This is a genomic window from Streptomyces longisporus (genome assembly GCF_039532765.1).
In the GTDB taxonomy this organism is placed as follows: Bacteria; Actinomycetota; Actinomycetes; order Streptomycetales; family Streptomycetaceae; genus Streptomyces; species Streptomyces longisporus.
The window spans coordinates 68,735-87,239 of sequence record NZ_BAAASG010000002.1 but is presented as its reverse complement, the minus strand read 5'-3'; the positions used below and the strand labels follow the sequence as shown (position 1 = coordinate 87,239).

Below are 18,505 nucleotides of genomic sequence, written 5' to 3'. Positions count from 1 at the left end.
TACTCCACCCTCAGTCGGCCGTCCGGCCGATCTGGACGTTCTCCAGGATCCCGGCCGCGTCCGGCACCAGGATGGCCAGCGAGTAGTAGGCGGTCACCAGGTAGCGGATGATCGCGGCCGTGTCGATGCCCATGAACCGCACGTTCAGGCCCGGCTGGAACTCGTCGGGGATACCGGTCTGGTAGAGCCCGATCACCCCCTGGTCGGACTCCCCGGTGCGCAGCGCGATGATGCTGCTGGTGTGATCGCGGCTGATCGGGATCTTGTTGCAGGGGAAGATCGGAACCCCCCGCCAGGCAGGGATCTCGTGCCCCTCGACACTCGCCGTGCCCGGCACCAGGCCGCGCCGGTTGCACTGCCGGAAAAAGGCCGCGATCGCCTTCGGATGGGCGAGGAACACCTTGGTCTTGCGGCGCATGGCCAGCAGTTCGTCCATGTCGTCCGGGGTCGGCGGCCCGGTGAAGGTGCTGACGCGCTGGCCGTAGTCGACGTTGTGCAGCAGCCCGAACTCCCGGTTGTTGACCAGCTCCCACTCCTGGCGCTCGCGGATCTCCTCGACCGTCAGGCGCAGCTGCTGCTCGGTCTGGTTCATCGGGTTGTTGTAGAGGTCGGCGACCCGGGTGTGGACCCGCAGCACCGTCTGGGTGAGCGACAGCTCGTACTCGCGCGGCGCGAGGTCGTAGTTCACGAAGCCGCCATTGAGCGTCGGCTCGCCGACATGGCCGGCCTGGACGGGAACATCCGCCTCGCCCTTGCGGTTCATCGGCAGCTTCTGCCGCGCCGCGAACGCCTCCAGATGTGCGGCGAGGGACGGCACCCGGTCCCTGAACTCCGTGACGACGTCCCAGGGCAGCACCAGCAGTACGCCGGCCGTCTCCGCCCGCACCGAGCTCAGCCACAGCGGGCTGGACTGCCCGATGGCCTCGTCGCCCATCTGGTCGCCGTCGGTGACGACCCCGGTGATCTCCTCCTCGCCGTACTTGCCCTCGGTGAAGCGGGTGAACTTGCCGTGCACGACGAGATAGGCCTCCGTGACCCGCTGCCCGGCCTCGAACAGCACCTGTCCCGCCCGCACCTCCCGGACCCGGAAGCGGGTGGCGACCTCCTTGAGGACCTCGGTGTCGGAGTAGCCGCGCAGCACCGGCAGTTCGGTGAGCGTCTCGGGGATGACCTTGATGTCGTCGGCGCCGTTCTGCTCGAACTGCACCCGTCCGCGGCCGATCCGCAGCTGCAGACGCCGGTTGACCCGGTAGGTGCCGCCCTTGACGTCCACCCACGGCAGCGTCCGCAGCAGCCAGCGCGAGCTGATGGCCTGCATCTGCGGTTCGGACTTGGTCGTCGTGGCGAGCTGACGCGCCGCCTGGGTACTGAGACTGGTCAGCTGCCCCTCGCCGTCGGGTGCGGGGGCGGGTTCCTCGGTGGCGGGTCCGGTGGCGCTTTCGGGGGCGGACACATTCCCTCCCTGGGGACGTACCTGGCGACGTACAGGAGTGAGCGGAGTGGTCGGGGTTGAAGGCGACGCCGCGGTGGACGACAGCCCGGCGTCGCATGTACAAGGCAAACAGCCCCGCGGATGCCCCGGTACGGCGCGAAGGGGGCGGTTTCACCTCCTGGCAACGCAAACCTCGCAAACGAGGCAGCACACCGAGGTCCCCGCACTCCCGCGCCCCTCACCCACTCCGTACGCCCCCGCTGTCGCAACGAGGGCTTCGAGGTGAGGAGTGCGGGTTCCGCCAAGAGGGGTGCCGGTCAGTCATCGGTCGATGCGGATGACGTTGATCGCGGTGGCGGTGAAGCCGTGGGCGAGGCGGGTCGCCGGAAGGTGCCGCAGCGAGCGCGGCGAAGGCCGCTGACGGGGAGGGCCTGGGAGATCGTGCCTTCGCCCCGGCCCGATGTCCCTGCCCCGGCGGCCGGACGGGGCTTGGCGCACGACGTCTGCTGCGGGCAGGAAAGGTAGTGCCCGGCGGAGAAGAACATCGGTGAGGATCTCACCGAAATCGCGGAGGTGTGGGGCAGGGGGCGTCACTGGCTGTCCCCCATGCCATCCGCCCAGTTCGCCCGTCGGCAAACCGAGTGCGCGCACGCAACCGACCACCGGCCCGACAGCGGCAAGTCAGCGCACTACAACACCTAGCCGGGTGCTGTGTGCTCAGTTCCGGACGCACGTCCAGGCAGCGCAGCCGGACACTGCGCTGCCCGGTGGCGCCGCCGGTACGGCCGGAAGATCTGAACCAGTTCCGGGAATCAGGCCGCGACGAGCTCCCGCTCGCGGTCCGGCGTCTTGAGCGTGGGCTTCTTGTTCGGCAGAGAGAGCCGGAAGACCTTGCGCCACGCGGAGAACACCTGCTGGGGCAGCGGCCCGGTGACGTACTCCAGCTCGTACTTCTCGAACAGTGCCCGCACCTTCACCGCGACCTCGGCATACCGGTTGCTCGGCAGGTCCGGGAACAGGTGGTGCTCGATCTGGTGCGAGAGGTTGCCGGTCATGAAGTGCATGGCCTTGCTGCCGCTGATGTTCGCCGAGCCCATCATCTGGCGCAGGTACCACTGGCCTCGGGTCTCGCCGTCGATGGACCGGCGCTCGAAGACCTGCACCCCCTCGGGGAAGTGCCCGCACATGATCACCGAGTGGGACCAGATGTTGCGGACCAGGTTCGCGGTGAACGTGGCGGCGAGCGTGGGGAGGAACGACGGACCCGACAGCAGCGGGTGGATCACGTAGTCCTTGAGCACCTGCTTGCGGATCTTGCGGCCCACGGCCCTGGCCCGCGCGCGGAACTCCGGGTTCTTGCGGCGGCGCTTGTGCAGATTCTTGCCGAGCTCCAGGTCGTACGCCGCGATGCCGTACTCGAAGAAGCAGGCGTTGATGAAGTTCCACAGCGGCTGGCCGAGGTGGAACGGCTGCCACTTCTGGTCCTCGTCGACGCGCATGATGCCGTATCCGAGGTCGTTGTCCTTGCCGATCACGTTGGTGTACGTGTGGTGCAGCTCGTTGTGGGAGTGCTTCCACTGGTCGGCCGGCGAGACGTGGTCCCAGTCCCAGGTGGTGGAGTGGATCTTCGGGTCGCGCATCCAGTCCCACTGGCCGTGCAGGATGTTGTGGCCGATCTCCATGTTGTCCATGATCTTCGCCACGGACAGCCCGGCGGTCCCGAGCAGCCACGCGGGCGGGAAGAGCGAGAACAGCAGTACGCCCCGGCTGACCAGCTCGAGCTTGCGCTGCGCCGAGATGACCTTACGGATGTACGCGGCGTCCTTCTCGCCGCGGCCGGCGATCACCTCGTCGCGGATCGCGTCCAGCTCGCGGCCGAGCTCCTCGATCTGCTCCGCGGTCAGGTGGGCGGTGGGGTCGATGGCGGTCAAGGTGCTCCTACCGTTCGATGTCGCAGGGGCCCGCGGCGGCGGACACGCAGGTCTGGATGAGGACGCCCGGCTCGGCCTCGGTGATCTCGCCGGTGCGCAGGTCGCGGACGGCGCCCGCCTTGAGCGGCGAGACGCAGCCGAAGCAGATGCCCATGCGGCACCCGGAGGGCATGAGCACGCCGGCTTCCTCGCCGACGTCCAGCAACGGCGTGGCGCCGTCCGCGTCGACTGTCTTGCCGGTGGCGCTGAACGTGACCTCGCCGCCGTCGCCGGCGACGACGATGCTGGGGCGGAAGCGTTCGGTGTGCAGGCGCTCCGGTACGCCGTGCTCGTTCCAGTGCTCTTCGGCGGCGTCGAGCAGGCCCGCGGGCCCGCAGGCCCAGGTCTCGCGCTCGGCCCAGTCGGGCACGAGTTCGTCGAGACGGGAGATGTCGACCATGCCGTCTGTGTCGGTGTGCACCTCGGTGAGCCGAAGCTTCTTGTCCGCGGCCAGGTCGTGCAGCTCGTTGCGGAAGATCACGTCTTGCGGCCGAGGCGCACTGTGGACCATGACGACGTCGTCGAACTCGCTGTCGCGCAGCATGCCCATCACGGGTGTGATGCCGCTCCCGGCCGTCAGGTAGAGCACCTTGGCGGGCGTGGCCCGCGGCAGCACGAAGTCACCGGTCGGCTGGTCGAGCTGGATCAGCGTGCCCGGCTTCGCCCTGCGCACCAGGTGGTTGCTGACCTTGCCGTCCGGGATCGCCTTCACGGTGATCGTGATGCGGCCGTCCGGGCGGTTCGTCGGCGAGGTGAGGGAGTAGGCACGCCACAGGCGCACCCCGTCGACGTCGACCCCGACCCGCACGTACTGACCGGCCCTGTGGCCGCGCCAGCCCCGACCCGGTCTGATCACGATGGTCGCGGCGTCACCCGTCTCGGGGCGCACGGCCTCGATGCGCCCCCGCAGGTCGGCGCCCGCACGCAGCGGGCTGACCAGGTCGAGGTAGTCCGACGGCAGCAGCGGCGTCGTGACCATCTCCAGCAGTTTCCACGCCCTACCGCGGAGGGCCGCACTCTTCATGACTCCAGCTTGCTGCGCCTCAGGGCGTAAAGTCCTGACCGCAGGACGTGAATCTGGTCGGTTCAATTGTTCGCAGGGAACAAAGACGTGAGCCATGCAATCCGGAGGGCCAGCGAATTGGCCCTGGACGAGACGACGGTCACCGCACTGCGGGCCGAGCTGAGGACCACCGCCGACGAGGTCGTCCAGGCGATCATCGACGAGGTCCCCTCCTACGCCAACGCCCTTTCGGGCAGCATGGGCGGCACCATCCGCCGAGCCGTCCGCACCGCCCTGGGGCACTACCTGGACCTCGCGAGCGGGAACGCCACAGGCGGCGACGCCAGCGACGCGGCCTACGAGCTGGGCCGCGGCGAGGTGCGCGACGGCCGTTCGATGGACGCCCTGCTCAGCGCCTACCGCGTCGGCGCCCGGGTGGCCTGGCGATGCCTGGCAGCGGGTGCCGTACCCGCGGGTCTGCCCGCCGCCGAGGTCGCCAAGTTCGCCGAGCTGACCTTCGCCTACATCGACGAGCTCTCCGCCGCGAGCGCCGCGGGCCACGCCGACGAACTGGCCGCCCGGGGCAGGGCCCAGGAGCGCCACCTGGAGCACCTGGCCCGCGACCTCCTCGCCGGCGCGAGCCCGGACGTGCTGCTGGCCGCTGTTCAGCGGGCCGGGTGGCAGCCTCCGGTCTCACTGACCGCGGTCCTGCTGCCCGCCGACCAGGCCCGGCCCGCCTACCGCGCGCTCGACCCGAGCACCCTCGTCCTCGACGATCTGCCGGACGCCACCGGTGTGCTGCTCGTCCCCGATGCCGACCGACCGCATCTCCTGCGGCAGCTGACCGACCGCACCGCCGTGGTCGGCCCGGCCCGGCCATGGACCCGTGCGTCCGCCTCCTACGCACGAGCCCTGCGCGCGCGCTCCCTCTCCACCGATATCCGCGACACCGAGGACCACCTGCCCGAGCTGGTGCTGAGCGCCGACCTGGACGCGTTCGCAGACCTGCGTGCCCGAGCCCTCGCACCGCTGCGGACCTTGCCCGTCGCGACCGCACGCCGGCTGGAGGAGACGTTGCGCGAGTGGCTGCTGCACCAGGGCAGGCGGGACGAGGTGGCGGCGGCGTTGTTCGTCCACCCCCAGACGGTCCGGTACCGGATGTCGCAGCTGCGGGAGCTGTTTCCGGATCTCGCATCCCCGCACCGGGTCCTCGAACTGACCCTGGCGGTCGGTCTTCGGGCCGGCTGACGGGTACTTCGACCGTCCCCGACCGCGTCCGCGCAGCCGAAGGAATCGTGGTCTCGTCGTTCCCGTTCAGTACGGCCGGGCGGCCTGCCGGTGGGCCGGGGCGAGGCGGGCCGTCTCGGACGCGGGGAAGCTGATCTTCTTCGGGTCTCCGTCCGAGGTGTACCGCTTGACCGTCCCGTCACCGAGCTTGTCCAGCCAGACCGTCGAGGTGAACTGGGCTTCCGGGCCGGTCGCCGCCTGGGAGCGGATTCGCGGGACGGCACCCGGGTCGAACGCGGTCGAGAAGGGGGAAGGGGCGGGGTTCGCTCCCACCAGGTAGACGCCCTGATGCCGGTAGTGCACACCGTCGGCGGTTCCCTGCAGCGCCAGTTGCCGGGTGTGGGGCATCGAACCGTTGGGAAGCGCCATCGACACCACCGACAAGCCGGGCAGGGCTTGGGTGATCGCCCTCTGGTTGTCGGCGATGGCCTTCTGGGCGGTGTCGTCGTCCACCGTCCCCAGCGCTGTGTGCCGCAGGGTGTGGTTGCCGACCTCGAAATCGTGTGTGACGAGCCAGTCCAATGACTTTCGGCCGCCTGGCTCGCCGAACGGGTCGGCGTTGACGAAGAAAGTGGCCACGGGACGGAATCCGGGGTGTTTCCGGGCGACGTCCAGCAGGATGTCCACCGCGGTGCCGGAGGCGGGCCTGCCATCCGTTTCCAGACGGAATTGAGTGGCGGTCGAGTCGTCGAAGGTCAGTACCACGGGGTGGGTACCGGCGGGAATGTCAATCAGGCCACTGCTGAACTCCCGTGCGGTCACAGGTACGTATTTCTCCCGTGCCAGCCGTTCCAGCTCGGCGCGGAAATCCTGCGGCGTGCGGTCGTACACACTCCGGGGCTCGGCCACCAGTTGGTGGTACATCAGCACCGGCACCGCACCGAGCTCGTCGGCCTGCACTGCCGCCGGGTCGGCGACCGTGGCCTGCCCGCCGACCTTGCGAGCCTGCACCGACGGCCCGTCCTTGCGCCCTTCCGGCGGGGATGGGACTGCCGAGCAGGCGGTGGCCAGAAGGATGACCGATGCGACGACGACCGCGCCGCCGCTTCGGTGGGATGGGCGCATGATGCCTCCGGATGTGAACGAGATGCTCCCCGCCGCTTCCAAGCCTCGGGCAACACCGTGACGCACACCCCGGCACGATGGGCCGAATGCATGATTACCCGCTCGAAACATCTCGGGTGGACGGCGTGGCGGCTATGTCATATCGCAAGGAACCCTCTTTCGAGAACGGCAGAGTGAACATGCGCGGAAAACGACTCCGAACGCGATTCACCGTCATAGCCATTGCCCTGCTGGTCCCGGTCTGCGCGGCGGTAGGGGCCTTCGCGATCCAGGCCTCCTCCAGCCGGCTCCAGGTCGAAGGTCTCAGCAGCAAGGGTGTGTTGGGCCGAGCCGACGTCCGCAATCCGCGCCTTGCCGTCACAGCCGAGGAAGGGGCCGACCTGGCCGGGCTGGAGGTGCGGCTCGACGGCAATCCGGTGCACACCCACCAAGCCGGCGGCCGCCTCATACTCGACATCCCCTCGTTCGCCGAGGGGAAGCACGAACTGACGGCCACCTCCCGCAGTGGCCTGCCCTTCCTGGACGACATGTCCCGGACGTTCACGGTGGACACCACCGCCCCGAAACTGCGGCTCTCGCCCACCCGAGCCACCGGGCCCGGCGCACCGGTGACGGTACGCGGCCGGGTCGAGGATGCCAGCGAGGTGAAGGTCTCCATAGCCGGTGCGCCCGTGACCGTCGGCGACGACGGCACGTTCTCCCGCCGGTTCGAAAAGCCCCCCGCCCGGATCGAGGTGGCGGCCACGGACGCGGCCGGCAACGTCACCCGCGACCACGTGAACGCGGTCGTGCCGTATCCCCTCACCCGGGCCGCGCACCTGACCGCCATCGGCTGGTCCGCAACTGAGGTCCGCAACCCGGTTCTCCAGCTGGTCAAGGACAAGAAGCTCAACGCCGTCGAGCTCGACATCAAGGACGAGAACGGCGAGGTCGGCTACGACTCCTCGGTGCCGCTGGCCCGCGAGATCGGCGCCGTGAAGAACCGCTACGACGCACACCAGGTGATCGAGACCCTGCACGGCATGGGAGCCCGCGTCATCGGCCGCATCGTTGCCTTCCGCGATCCCATCCTGGCCCAGGCGTCCCATCGGCAGGGCAAGGACCACCGCTTGGTCCAGGCCCCTGACGGCAGCCCCTACGACGGCGGCCACTACGGCACGCTCTCGTTCACCAACTTCGCCGATCCCGAGGTCCGCCAGTACAACATCGACCTGGCCACCGAAGCGGCCAAGCTGGGCTTCGACGACATCCTGTACGACTACGTGCGCCGCCCCGACGGGAAGCTGTCCACCATGCGCTTCCCCGGCCTGGGCGACCAGACCCCCGAACAGTCCATCGCCGAGTTCGTCGCCGACACCCAGCGCCGCATCCAGCCCGAAGGCAAATACCTCGGTGTCTCGGTGTTCGGCATCGCCGCCACCCGGCCCACCGAGATCGCCCAGGACATCCCCGCCATGGCCCAACACGCCGACTACATCGCTCCCATGGTCTACCCCTCGCACTGGGCCGCCGGTGAGTACGGGGTCGCCAGTCCGAATGAGAGTCCGTACGAGATCGTCGACCGGTCGCTGGCCGACTTCGCCAAGCAGGTCAAGGGGACCAGGGCCACGGTCGTCCCCTGGCTCCAGGACTTCTCCCTGGGTGTCCACTACGGCCCCACCGAAGTCGCCGACCAGATCAGAGCGGCGGCCGGGGACGGCATGAACTCCTTCCTGCTCTGGAACGCCGGAGCCACGTACCAGGAGGCGGCGCTGACCACCCTGCGGTGACAAGGACCTGGATCGCCGGCAGCGGGTCACAGGTCGTTCACCAGTACGGCCGCCCCGTCGAACCGCCCGGCCTTGAGGTCCCGCAGGGCCTCGTCGGCCCGTGTCAGGGGATAGGAGTGGGTGGTGGCGTGGACGCCATGGCGGGCGGCCAGAGTCAGGAACGCGCGGGCGTCCTCGCGGGTGTTGGAGGTGACGCTGCGTATCTGTTTCTCGTAGAACAGATCGGTCTCGTAGTGCAGGGGCGGTGTGTCGCTGAGGTGGATGCCCGCGATCGAGAGGGTGCCGCCGCGGTCGAGGGCCCGCAGCGCGACGGGTACCAGGTCGCCGACCGGTGCGAACAGGATCGCGCTGTCCAGGGGCTCGGGCGGCATGGCGTACGCGTCCTGCGCGGAGGCCGCGCCCAGGCCGAGAGCGAGCTGCCGCGCCGCCGCCCCGCGGGTCATCACGTGCACGGTGGCGCCCTCGGCCAGCGCCAGCTGCGCACTCAGGTGGGCGCTGCCCCCGAACCCGTACAGACCGAGCCGGCCGCCCGGCGGCAGCGCCGCCCGCCGCAGCGCGCGGTAGCCGATGATCCCGGCGCACAGCAGCGGCGCGAGCGCCACGTCGTCGACGGCCTCCGGCAGGCGGTGGGCGAACATGGCAGGCACAGTCGTGTACTCGGCGTAGCCGCCGTCCGCGTCCCAGCCGGTGTAGCGCGAGGACGGGCACAGGTTCTCGGCCCCGCGTGCGCAGTACCCGCAGGTGCCGTCCGTGCGCCGCAGCCACGCCACCCCCACCCGGTCCCCGGTGGCGAAACCGGCGACCCCCGCCCCGGACCCGGCCACCACGCCCACGACCTCGTGCCCGGGCGTCACCCCCACCCGGCGCACCGGCAGATCCCCCTCGCTGACATGCAGGTCGGTGCGGCACACCCCGCAGGCGCGCACCTGCACGAGCAGCTCGTCCTCACCCGGCACCGGCACCGGTTTCTCCACGAGCCGCAGGCCGTTCTCCTCGACCGGCCCCGCTGTCACCACCGACCACGCACGCATCGTCCCGTCCGCCATTTCGCACCCCGTCCGCCGCGTCGAAAGTGTGCCGAGGCCCCGCCCGTCCAGTCTGAAACGGACCCCGCCGTTCGGCGCGCGCTTCACCGCATGCATGGCTAGCGTGAGGAAACGGACCATCCACCGATTCGGGAGAGGGCCGCAGTCATGGCCGTACAACCTGAGGGAACCCCCTGTTGGGCCGATGCGATGTTCGGCGACGTCGAGGGAGCGAAGAGCTTCTACGGTGACGTCCTCGGCTGGACCTTCGGCGAGGCGTCGTCGGAGTACGGCAACTACACCCAGGCCTATGCGGACGGCAAGGCGGTCGCCGCCGTCGTACCGCCGATGCCGGGCCAGGAGGCCCCCTCGCAGTGGTGCCTCTACTTCGCCTCATCGGACGTCGCCGCCACCGCCGCCAAAATCAGGGAGAACGGCGGCGAGGTGCTGATGGAGCCCATGCAGGTGGGCGAGTTCGGCACCATGTGCATCGCCCGCGAGCCCAGCGGCGCCGTCTTCGGCCTGTGGCAGGGTGGCACTCACGAGGGCTTCGAGGCGACCGCCGTGCCGGGTGCCTACGGCTGGGCCGAGGTCTTCACCCGTGAACCCGAGAAGGCCGACGCGTTCTTCAGCGCCGTCTTCCCCTACACGGCGCAGCAGATTGTCGACGACAATGTCGACTTCCGCATGTTCAACCTCGGCGACAACACGGTTCTCGGCCGGATGAGGATGGGCGAGGAGTTCCCGCCCGAGGTGCCGTCCTACATCAATCTCTACTTCGTCGTCCCGGACTGCGACGACGCGGTCGCCAAGGCCACCAAGCTGGGCGGGGTCCTGCGCTTCGGGCCGATGGACAGCCCCTACGGCCGGTTCGCGGCGATCAGCGACCCGCAGGGCGCGAGCTTCTCGGTGATCGACATCACGAGGACCGAGGGAGAGATGCCCAAGACGAAGGACGTCTAGGACCTGCGAGGGCGTCTGCTGGACGGTGGTCGAGGTCCCCGTCCGCCCGTGGCATGATCGAGGCCATGCGTGAACGTGTGGTGGCCGCGTGCGACGGGGCTTCGAAGGGCAATCCGGGACCGGCGGGCTGGGCATGGGTGGTCTCCGAAGACTCCGAGACCCCGGCCCGCTGGGAGGCTGGACCGCTCGGCACAGCAACCAACAACGTCGCCGAACTCACCGCCCTGGAACGCCTGTTGGCGGCGATCGACCCTGGCGTCCCGCTCGAGGTCCGCATGGACTCCCAGTACGCCATGAAGGCCGTCACCACCTGGCTGCCCGGCTGGAAGCGCAACGGCTGGAAGACCTCCGCCGGCAAGCCGGTCGCCAACCAGGAACTGGTCGTCCGCATCGACGAACTGCTGGACGGCCGCACGGTCGAGTTCCGCTACGTGCCCGCCCACCAGGTCGACGGCGACCCGCTCAACGACTTCGCCGACCGCGCCGCCAGCCAGGCCGCCAAGGTCCAGGAGCCCGCGGGCAGCGACCTCGGTTCACCGGCGCCGCCGCCCTCCCCGGACACCCCGAAGGCGAGCGCCCCGCGCCGCAAGCCGGCCGCGTCCCGTACGGGCTCGTCGTCCCGCACCGTCAAGGCGAAGTTCCCGGGCCGCTGCCTGTGCGGCCGTTCCTACGCGGCCGGTGAGCCCATCGCCAAGAACGGGCAGGGCTGGGGGCACCCGGAGTGCCGTACGGCTCAGGCCGGTTAGGGCCGGAGCCGCACGGCACACCGTTCAAGGCCGGGCGCAGGTCAGGTGACCACGCCGCGCCACTCGCCGGTCTCCTGGCCGCGCGACTCGATGAACTTCTTGAAGCGCTCCAGGTCACCCTTGGTCTGCCGCTTCACGAAGCCGAGCTTGTCGCCGACCTGTTCGGTGATGCTGTCCGGATGGAAGTCCATCTGCAGCATGACCTTGGTGTGGTTGTCGTCGAGGCGGTGGAAGGTCACCGCCCCGGCCTGCCGGGCCTGACCCGCGACGGTCGTCCAGGCGACCCGCTCGTCCGGGATCTGCTCGGTGATCTCCGCGTCGAACTCGCGGTGCACGCCGTTGACGCTGGTCACCCAGTGCGTGAGCGTGTCGGTGCGCTGTTCGATGCGGTCCACGCCGTTCATGAACTCGGGGAACGTCTCGAACTGAGTCCACTGGTTGTAGGCGGTGTGCACCGGGACGCCGACCTCGATGGATTCCTCGACCTGCGACACGGGTGAACCCCTCCTTCGCTCTACATCGGTTGCGTCCGGCGCGGGTACCCGTGACCTGCGGAGCAAACCGCCTGCTGGGCCGTCAGTCGGTGTCGAAGGTGTAGTGGGCGGTGTGGTCCAGCAGATCGGCGGGGCGTACGTCGTTCCATGGCTTCATCGTCTCGTCGAGGTCGACCACGTCCGGTGTTCCGGCGGTCGGCAGATAGCCGGAGCCGGGGTGGCGCCGCTGCCATTCGGCCCACAACTTGTCGATGTAGGCGTGGTGGAGCCAGAACACGGGGTCGTTGGGGGAGACCCCGGTGGCCATCTGCCCGCCGACCCACACATGGACCCGGTTGTGCAGGTTCACGCCCCGCCAGCCCTCCAGGTGGTTGCGGAAACCGTCCGAGGCGCTGTTCCACGGTGGCATGTCGTATATCTCCGTGGACAGCACCGACTCGACCTCGGCCCGGGTGGGCAATTCCCGTACGTTCGCCCCCAGTTGGCGACGCAGGAAGGTACGGCCGTCGACTCGCACGTTGATCGGCCAGTTGCCGGCGGACGCGGCGAACGGGCCGTCCATCACCTGGCCGTCACGGGCGCGCCCGGTGCCGCCGAGGAAGTCCGGTGCCCACAGCGAGGAACGCGGCGAGCGGTCGGTGCTCCAGTCCCAGTAGGGCAGCGCGACCGAGGCGTCCACCGACTGCAGCGCGCTCTCGAAGTCCAGCAGGAATCTTCGGTGCCAGGGCAGGAAGGAGGGTGAACGGTGGCCGGTGCGTTCGCCGGTGTCGGTGTCGCCCAGGATGAAGGCGTTGTGGGTGGTGACGAAGGCGTCGTAGCGGCCGCTGCGCTTGAGTGCGACGACAGCGGAGACGAAGCGCCGCTTCTCGTCGGCGGTCAGGCTCGCCTGGTTCTTGCGGACGGTCATGGTGCGGGTGCTCCCAAGGTGCTTGCGGGACGGGTCAGTTGGCGGGCATGGGCATGGGCAGGGGGACGAGCCGGGCGCCCTGCAGCTCGTCGACGGCGGCACGTGCGGCCGCGTGCGGCGTGGGCACCGGGGCGTAGTGGCTGACGACGCTGATCCAGGTGCTGTCGGCGTTCTGCATGACGTGCAGTTCGACCCCGTCGACGAGGACGGTGTAGCCCATGCCGTGGTGGTGACCGCCTCCGGAGGCGGGCCGGCCCTGTATCCGGCGGCCCTTGTAGACCTCGTCGAACGGTTCGGGGGAGCCGGGGTGCTGGTGGTCCGCGGCGGTCGCGGCGGGGGCGGCGGCGGTGTGTGCGGCGGCGGCCGCGGTGAGGGCGGCCGCCGCGGTGAGCGCGCGGCGTCGGGTCAGGGTCGGCATGCGGGATCTCCGGGGTTCGTTCGGTTGACGACCCGGAATGCCTATCGGCCCCGCCGAGAGCAGGAGAAATCCGTCGGGAGCGGTTGGCTGCGATCAGGACAATTGCCGACATGTTGTACAAGGCTGAACGAAGATGATCTTGCCGTAGGAGGTGCCCCGGGACACCCGGAAGGGGGAATTCCTTCTCAGCGCACCACTGTTCCGGGTGGTCCTTGGCGGGCGGGTGTGCCATCAGTGGCCTGCCTCACCTCGGGAAGCTGACGCGATCCGGTTGCCCGACCTGTGCGCCCGCGGCGAGGGCGCCCGTGCCGCGGGATCGCCGCCCCTCTTGGGTGAATGGCAATTCACCGGCTAAGGTGAATTGCCATTCACCCGCACATTCGATGCATCGTCGCTGGAGTGCCGATGGACCAGCCAGGCCCGATAGCTCGCAGCTCCGGAACGAGGGCCCTGCGTGACCGCCTCACGATTCCGGTGCTGGCGTTCGGCGGCATCCTCATGGCCGTCATGCAGACCGTCGTCGTACCGCTCCTGCCCGATCTGCCGCGCCTGACGGGCTCCTCCGCCGGCACGGTCTCCTGGATGGTCACGGCGACCCTGCTGTCCGGCGCCGTGCTCACCCCGGTACTCGGCCGGGCCGGCGACATGTACGGCAAGCGCAAGGTGCTGGCCTCGGCCCTCGTCCTGATGACCGTCGGCTCGGTGATGTGCGCCCTGTCGTCCGACATCGTCGTCCTCATCGCGGCCCGCGCCCTGCAGGGCGCCGCCGCCTCCGTGGTGCCGCTGTCGATCAGCATCCTGCGCGACGAGCTGCCGCCGGAGCGCCGTGGCTCAGCGGTGGCGCTGATGAGCTCCACCGTCGGTATCGGCGCCGCCCTGGGCCTGCCGCTGGCCGCGCTGGTCGTGCAGTACGCCGACTGGCACACCATGTTCTGGCTGACCAGCGCCCTCGGCGCGCTCGGCGTGACGGCCGTGTGGTGGGCGGTCAAGGAGTCGCCCGTGCGGCAGCCCGGCCGCTTCGACATACCGGGCACACTGGGTCTGGCCGCAGGACTGGTGTGCCTGCTGCTGGGTGTCTCGCAGGGCGGGCAGTGGGGGTGGGTGAGCGCGCGAGTCGTCGGTCTCTTTCTCGGCGCCGTCGTCGTACTGGCCCTGTGGTGGTGGCAGCAGCTGCGCACCGAACTCCCGCTGGTCGACCTGCGGCTGGTGTCCAGGCCGCGCGTGGGCCTGTCGCACGTGGCCGCGCTGCTCACCGGGTTCGCCTTCTACGCCAACTCCCTGGTGACCGCGCAGCTCGTACAGGCGCCCAAGGCCACCGGGTACGGCCTCGGGCTGTCGATCGTGCAGACCGGCCTGTGCCTGCTGCCCGGCGGCGTCACCATGCTGCTGTTCTCGCCCGTCTCGGCCCGTATCTCCGCGGCCCGCGGCCCCCGCATCACCCTCGCCCTCGGGGCCGCGGTCATCGCCTGCGGCTACGCGGTGCGCATCGCCGACAGCCGCGACCTCTGGATGATCATCCTGGGAGCGACGGTGGTGGCCACCGGCACCACCCTCGCCTACTCGGCCCTGCCCACCCTGATCCTGCGCGCCGTGCCCGCCGAGCAGACCGCCTCCGCCAACGGCGTCAACGTCCTGATGCGCACCATCGGCCAGGCCGTCTCCAGCGCCGCCGTCGCCGCCGTACTGGTCCACCACACCAGCCTGGTCGGCGGAGCCCCCGTGCCCACGCTGCACGGCTATCTGCTCGCCTTCGGCATCGCCGGCGCGGTCGCCCTGACGGCCAGTGCCGCGGCCCTCACCATCCCCGGGGACGCGACGACGGGCGGGACACCCCGGGCCCGCGGGCGGACCCGGGATCCCCACGACGAGGCGATGGAGGGAGCATGAGTGCCGTGAGCACTCCCCCCACCACCTCCGCGCCCGCCCGCCGGGACGCCGAGGCGACCAAGACGGCCATCCTCAAGGCGGCCCGCCACCTGCTGGCCCGCCACGCCCACGCCGACATCACCCTCAAGGCGGTCGCCGAACGGGCCGGTGTCAGCGCGCCGTTGATCCTGAAGTACTTCGGCAACAAGGACACCCTCTTCGCCCGCGTCATGTCCTTCGAGACCGACGCCGAGGCCCTGCTCGACGCACCGCTGGACGAGCTCGGCCGGCACATGGTCCGCCATGTGCTGGTCAGCCAGTCGCAGCAGGGCGCCGACCCGCTCCTGCGGATCGTCTTCGCGCCCCTGCACGGCGCACAGGGCGACATCCTGCGCACCAACTTCCGCACCCAGGTCACCGACCGCCTCACCGAACGCCTCGACGGCCCCGAAGCGGGCCTGCGCGCCGAGCTGGCCGTCGCGAACCTGCTGGGCCTCGGGGTGATGTACGGCATCGCGCGCGGCACCCATGTGCGGGGCGCCGCGCTGGAGGAGATCGTGGCACGCTACGCGCCCGCGCTGCAGGTGCACCTCACACCGGGCGGAGGAACCCCGCGGCCGTAGTCACGAACCGCTCGGGACCGTCGGCCCGCGGGACATGACCGGCTCCCGGCCGCACCACAAGAACGGCACCGCTCAAAGCAGCAACCGGTCCAGAAACCCGTTGCCGAAGACGCGGTGGGGGTCGAGGCGGTCCAGGATGCCGGCCGCCTGCCCCCATGCCGCCTCGCCCAGCGACGCGGGCACCGTCGTGCCCAGCACCTGCTCGTCGCTCCAGGCGGCCTCGTCCGTGTAGGCCCAGCCCTTGGACCACTCGACCCGGGTGAGCGCGTGGTCCCCGTCGAACGTGCGCAGCAGGAACTGTTCGAGCTCGCGCAGGAAGGCCTCCGCGTACGGTGTGCCCGGCAGCGTCAGGACGTCCAGCCACACCGCCGTGTCCCACTCCGGGTGCGTGTCGCTCTGCCGCAGCGCCGACAGCAACGGGGCGCGGGCACCCTCCACTCCGGTGTCGGCCGGGTCGTCGAGGCCGGTCACCCGGATCTCCACCGAACCGTTCACCGGGAAGCGGCCCAGCGCCGCGTACGCGGTGAGCCGCTCCCGGTAGAAGGACGTGAACTCGGCGACGACACGCTGCACTTGGGCCCGCGTGGTGAGCACGGCGTAGCCGTTCGCGGTCACCCGCAGCGTCGTCGGCCTGATGTAGAGCAGGGTGTTCTTCGACGGCCCCCAGATGTCCGCCGACAGCGTCGCCACCAGCCCGAGCGCCGCCACGTCGTACTGTGCGTTGCCCAGCACCGGAGCCAGATACCAGGCCGCGTCCGAGGTCATCCGCCCGACAAGGTCCGCCACCACGGTCGGGACGTTGTCGGAGAACGGATAGTTGTACGGCGATGTCACATGCCGCGAGGTGAGCGGCCGCGTCGGCGCCACGCTCCACACCTTGAACCAGGGGAACTCGGTGAAGGCGAACCAGATCGCCTCCACCCGCCCCGACGTGTCGAGGTGACTCGCGAGGGTGCGCCCCTCTGCGCCGGGCGCCGCGAAGAGTTCGGCGGCCGGGATGTCCGTACGGCTCACACACCGCAGATTGGCGTTCGCGCCCACCCGCAGCACGACCTCCGTCACCAGCGCACGGCCCAGATGGGTGAGCAGCGCGGCACAGTCCGCCTCGTCGCGCTCGTACGTCCGCAGCACATACGCCCCGGCGCTCTCGTCCCACACGACCGCCGTCAGCGACAGGACCAGATTGCTGAGCGAGCCGTACGTGTGCCCGGGCAGCCGTTGCTCGCCCCGCGCCGGTACGGCGGTGCCGTGCGCGTCGACGGCGAGCGCGCCGCCCAGGGTGAGATCACCGGGGGCGGGTGCGGCGGTGACCCCCAGGCCGTGCGCCTCCAGATAGGTGAGCAGGGCCTCCATGGTGACGCCGGTGCCGGCGCGCACCGCGGTCGCCGAGTCCAAGGACAGGCCGGCGAGATGAGGGGCGGTGTCCACGAGGAGAACGGGAGCGTCCGAGGCGGTGCCCTCGGTGATCGTCAGCGGCGACCAGCCGTGCGCGGAACCCCGGGCTCGTACCCTCCAGCCGTGCCGCCAGGCCCAGTTGACGACCTCGACCGCCTGATCCGCGGCGGCCGGAGCGCAGGCCCACAGTCCGTCCGCGGTGATCTCACCGACCCAGTTGCGGTACGCCGAGCGGTACAGGGCGACATCCGCCGGGAAGTCCGGCAGCTCCTGCGCGGCCACCGCCGGATCGGCCGCGATCAGCACGGGAACGGCGGCCAGCGCGGCCGCGCCCGCAAGAAAGCCGCGACGGCTCAACGACGAGTTCTCCGCCGACCCAGACGATAAGTTGCTCGCTGAACAATCAGTCACGGGTTCACGCTAGGGGCCCGTTGACACATGCAGTGTTCCTGTCCAACGCCCGCACTCGTCCGGGTGAAAGTTTCACAGGTGTCGCTCCGGAGCGGTCGGTTCCGTGCACAGGCGTGATCAATGACAGACTGACGCCATGGACGAGCGCACATTCGGTAGGTCGGGTCAGCACGCATCCGTCGTCGGTCTGGGCACATGGCAACTGGGCGCCGACTGGGGAGACGTCGACGACAAGGAAGCCCTGGCGGTGCTGGAGGCGGCGGCCGAGTCGGGGGTGACCTTCTTCGACACCGCCGACGTGTACGGCGACGGGCGCAGCGAGCAGACCATCGCCGCGTTCCTCAGCGGCAGGCCGGACCTGCATGTGCTGGTCGCCACGAAGATGGGCCGCCGCGTCGAGCAGATCCCCGAGAACTACGTCCTCGACAACTTCCGTGCCTGGAACGACCGTTCACGGCGCAACCTCGGCGTCGACCGCATCGACCTCGTACAACTGCACTGCCCGCCCACGCCCGTGTACTCCACGGACGAGGTGTTCGACGCCCTGGACACCCTGGTCGAGGAGGAGCGCATCGCGGCCTACGGGGTCAGCGTGGAGACCTGCGCCGAGGCGCTGACCGCGATCGCCCGCCCGAACGTGGCGAGCGTCCAGATCATCCTCAATGCCTTCCGTATGAAACCGCTGCGCGAGGTCCTCCCGGCCGCGCAGGAGGCCGGCGTCGGCATCATCGCCCGGGTCCCGCTCGCCTCCGGTCTGCTGTCGGGCAAGTACACCAAGGACACCGTCTTCCCGGAGAACGACCACCGGACCTACAACCGGCACGGCGAGTCCTTCGACGTCGGCGAGACCTTCTCCGGCGTCGACTACACGACGGGCGTCGAGGCCGCCGCCGAGTTCTCCGCGCTCGCGCCCGAGGGCTACACCCCCGCCCAGCTGGCGCTGCGCTGGATCGTGCAGCAGCCCGGCGTGACCACCGTGATCCCCGGTGCCCGCTCACCCGAGCAGGCCCGCGCCAACGCGGCCGCCGCCAAGCTCCCACCCCTCACGGACGAGACACTCACCGCGATCCGCGACCTCTACGACCGCCGGATCAAGGAGCAGGTGGAAGCACGCTGGTAACCGCGCGATCG

The 18,505-nt window shown here is 70.0% G+C and carries 16 protein-coding genes; 7 read left to right on the top strand and 9 right to left on the bottom strand.

What is annotated here, in order from left to right; all coding sequences use genetic code 11:
• Positions 1 to 10: 10 nt before the first annotated feature.
• The 3 genes from ABD355_RS01965 to ABD355_RS01955 all read right to left on the bottom strand — a co-directional run bounded on the left by ABD355_RS01965 (position 11) and on the right by ABD355_RS01955 (position 4,426).
• A complete protein-coding gene (locus ABD355_RS01965) occupies positions 11 to 1,453 on the bottom strand; it encodes a family 2B encapsulin nanocompartment shell protein (RefSeq protein ID WP_344398223.1) in 1,443 nt (480 codons plus the stop codon).
• 791 nt (positions 1,454 to 2,244) lie between these two features.
• The gene (locus ABD355_RS01960; protein ID WP_344398222.1) at positions 2,245 to 3,363 is read right to left on the bottom strand and encodes a fatty acid desaturase family protein; all 1,119 of its coding nucleotides are present in this window, start codon (positions 3,361 to 3,363) and stop codon (positions 2,245 to 2,247) included.
• Positions 3,364 to 3,370: 7 nt separating this feature from the next.
• Positions 3,371 to 4,426, bottom strand: coding sequence for a ferredoxin reductase (locus ABD355_RS01955; RefSeq protein WP_344398221.1), 1,056 nt, complete (start codon positions 4,424 to 4,426; stop codon positions 3,371 to 3,373).
• 87 nt (positions 4,427 to 4,513) lie between these two features.
• On the opposite strand from ABD355_RS01955, the gene ABD355_RS01950 reads away from it, so the two are divergent.
• Positions 4,514 to 5,653, top strand: a complete 1,140-nt coding sequence (locus ABD355_RS01950; protein ID WP_344398220.1) for a PucR family transcriptional regulator — start codon at positions 4,514 to 4,516, stop codon at positions 5,651 to 5,653.
• A 66-nt stretch (positions 5,654 to 5,719) separates the two neighbouring features.
• On the opposite strand, the gene ABD355_RS01945 is transcribed toward ABD355_RS01950, so the two are convergent.
• On the bottom strand, positions 5,720 to 6,643 hold the full coding sequence (locus ABD355_RS01945) for a polysaccharide deacetylase family protein (RefSeq protein WP_344398219.1): 924 nt from the start codon (positions 6,641 to 6,643) through the stop codon (positions 5,720 to 5,722).
• Positions 6,644 to 6,936: 293 nt separating this feature from the next.
• Here ABD355_RS01945 and ABD355_RS01940 point away from each other — a divergent pair, with 293 nt between their 5' ends.
• Complete coding sequence (locus ABD355_RS01940; RefSeq protein ID WP_344398218.1) at positions 6,937 to 8,526, top strand: putative glycoside hydrolase; 1,590 nt, start codon at positions 6,937 to 6,939, stop codon at positions 8,524 to 8,526.
• 26 nt (positions 8,527 to 8,552) lie between these two features.
• Here the strand turns inward: ABD355_RS01940 and ABD355_RS01935 are convergent, their stop codons facing one another.
• Positions 8,553 to 9,557, bottom strand: a complete 1,005-nt coding sequence (locus ABD355_RS01935; protein ID WP_344399023.1) for a zinc-binding alcohol dehydrogenase family protein — start codon at positions 9,555 to 9,557, stop codon at positions 8,553 to 8,555.
• A 162-nt stretch (positions 9,558 to 9,719) separates the two neighbouring features.
• On the opposite strand from ABD355_RS01935, the gene ABD355_RS01930 reads away from it, so the two are divergent.
• Both ABD355_RS01930 and ABD355_RS01925 read left to right on the top strand, forming a co-directional pair.
• Positions 9,720 to 10,514: a VOC family protein gene (locus tag ABD355_RS01930; RefSeq protein ID WP_344398217.1), complete on the top strand. Its 795-nt coding sequence runs from the start codon at positions 9,720 to 9,722 to the stop codon at positions 10,512 to 10,514.
• A gap of 53 nt (positions 10,515 to 10,567) precedes the next feature.
• Positions 10,568 to 11,260, top strand: a complete 693-nt coding sequence (locus tag ABD355_RS01925; RefSeq protein ID WP_344398216.1) for a ribonuclease H family protein — start codon at positions 10,568 to 10,570, stop codon at positions 11,258 to 11,260.
• A gap of 41 nt (positions 11,261 to 11,301) precedes the next feature.
• Here the strand turns inward: ABD355_RS01925 and ABD355_RS01920 are convergent, their stop codons facing one another.
• From ABD355_RS01920 to melC1, 3 genes are all read right to left on the bottom strand, one after another.
• Positions 11,302 to 11,754: an SRPBCC family protein gene (locus ABD355_RS01920; RefSeq protein ID WP_344398215.1), complete on the bottom strand. Its 453-nt coding sequence runs from the start codon at positions 11,752 to 11,754 to the stop codon at positions 11,302 to 11,304.
• 82 nt (positions 11,755 to 11,836) lie between these two features.
• On the bottom strand, positions 11,837 to 12,661 hold the full coding sequence (gene melC2, locus ABD355_RS01915; RefSeq protein ID WP_344398214.1) for a tyrosinase MelC2: 825 nt from the start codon (positions 12,659 to 12,661) through the stop codon (positions 11,837 to 11,839).
• Between the two features lie 34 nt (positions 12,662 to 12,695).
• Positions 12,696 to 13,079 (bottom strand): apotyrosinase chaperone MelC1, encoded by a 384-nt coding sequence (gene melC1, locus ABD355_RS01910; protein ID WP_344398213.1) that lies wholly within the window; start codon positions 13,077 to 13,079, stop codon positions 12,696 to 12,698.
• A 405-nt stretch (positions 13,080 to 13,484) separates the two neighbouring features.
• Between melC1 and ABD355_RS01905 the strand changes: the two genes are divergently transcribed.
• Complete coding sequence (locus ABD355_RS01905; protein ID WP_344398212.1) at positions 13,485 to 14,966, top strand: MFS transporter; 1,482 nt, start codon at positions 13,485 to 13,487, stop codon at positions 14,964 to 14,966.
• Positions 14,963 to 15,568: a TetR/AcrR family transcriptional regulator gene (locus tag ABD355_RS01900; protein ID WP_344398211.1), complete on the top strand. Its 606-nt coding sequence runs from the start codon at positions 14,963 to 14,965 to the stop codon at positions 15,566 to 15,568. Before ABD355_RS01905 ends, ABD355_RS01900 begins: the two co-directional genes overlap by 4 nt.
• Before the next feature lie 72 nt (positions 15,569 to 15,640).
• On the opposite strand, the gene ABD355_RS01895 is transcribed toward ABD355_RS01900, so the two are convergent.
• Positions 15,641 to 17,320 (bottom strand): cholesterol oxidase substrate-binding domain-containing protein, encoded by a 1,680-nt coding sequence (locus ABD355_RS01895; protein ID WP_344398210.1) that lies wholly within the window; start codon positions 17,318 to 17,320, stop codon positions 15,641 to 15,643.
• Between the two features lie 190 nt (positions 17,321 to 17,510).
• On the opposite strand from ABD355_RS01895, the gene ABD355_RS01890 reads away from it, so the two are divergent.
• Positions 17,511 to 18,494 carry an aldo/keto reductase gene (locus ABD355_RS01890; RefSeq protein ID WP_344398209.1) on the top strand — a complete coding sequence of 328 codons (984 nt, stop codon included), beginning with the start codon at positions 17,511 to 17,513 and terminating at the stop codon, positions 18,492 to 18,494.
• The last annotated feature ends 11 nt before the right edge of the window (positions 18,495 to 18,505 follow it).

What these genes read in the sequence shown, in the direction of transcription:
- ABD355_RS01955 (WP_344398221.1), bottom strand. Translation starts at nt 4,426, where the DNA reads ATGAAGAGTGCGGCCCTCCGCGGTAGGGCGTGGAAACTGCTGGAGATG.
- ABD355_RS01940 (WP_344398218.1), top strand. Translation starts at nt 6,937, where the DNA reads ATGCGCGGAAAACGACTCCGAACGCGATTCACCGTCATAGCCATTGCC.
- ABD355_RS01935 (WP_344399023.1), bottom strand. Translation starts at nt 9,557, where the DNA reads ATGCGTGCGTGGTCGGTGGTGACAGCGGGGCCGGTCGAGGAGAACGGC.
- ABD355_RS01930 (WP_344398217.1), top strand. Translation starts at nt 9,720, where the DNA reads ATGGCCGTACAACCTGAGGGAACCCCCTGTTGGGCCGATGCGATGTTC.
- ABD355_RS01925 (WP_344398216.1), top strand. Translation starts at nt 10,568, where the DNA reads ATGATCGAGGCCATGCGTGAACGTGTGGTGGCCGCGTGCGACGGGGCT.
- melC2 (WP_344398214.1), bottom strand. Translation starts at nt 12,661, where the DNA reads ATGACCGTCCGCAAGAACCAGGCGAGCCTGACCGCCGACGAGAAGCGG.
- melC1 (WP_344398213.1), bottom strand. Translation starts at nt 13,079, where the DNA reads ATGCCGACCCTGACCCGACGCCGCGCGCTCACCGCGGCGGCCGCCCTC.
- ABD355_RS01905 (WP_344398212.1), top strand. Translation starts at nt 13,485, where the DNA reads ATGGACCAGCCAGGCCCGATAGCTCGCAGCTCCGGAACGAGGGCCCTG.
- ABD355_RS01900 (WP_344398211.1), top strand. Translation starts at nt 14,963, where the DNA reads ATGAGTGCCGTGAGCACTCCCCCCACCACCTCCGCGCCCGCCCGCCGG.
- ABD355_RS01890 (WP_344398209.1), top strand. Translation starts at nt 17,511, where the DNA reads ATGGACGAGCGCACATTCGGTAGGTCGGGTCAGCACGCATCCGTCGTC.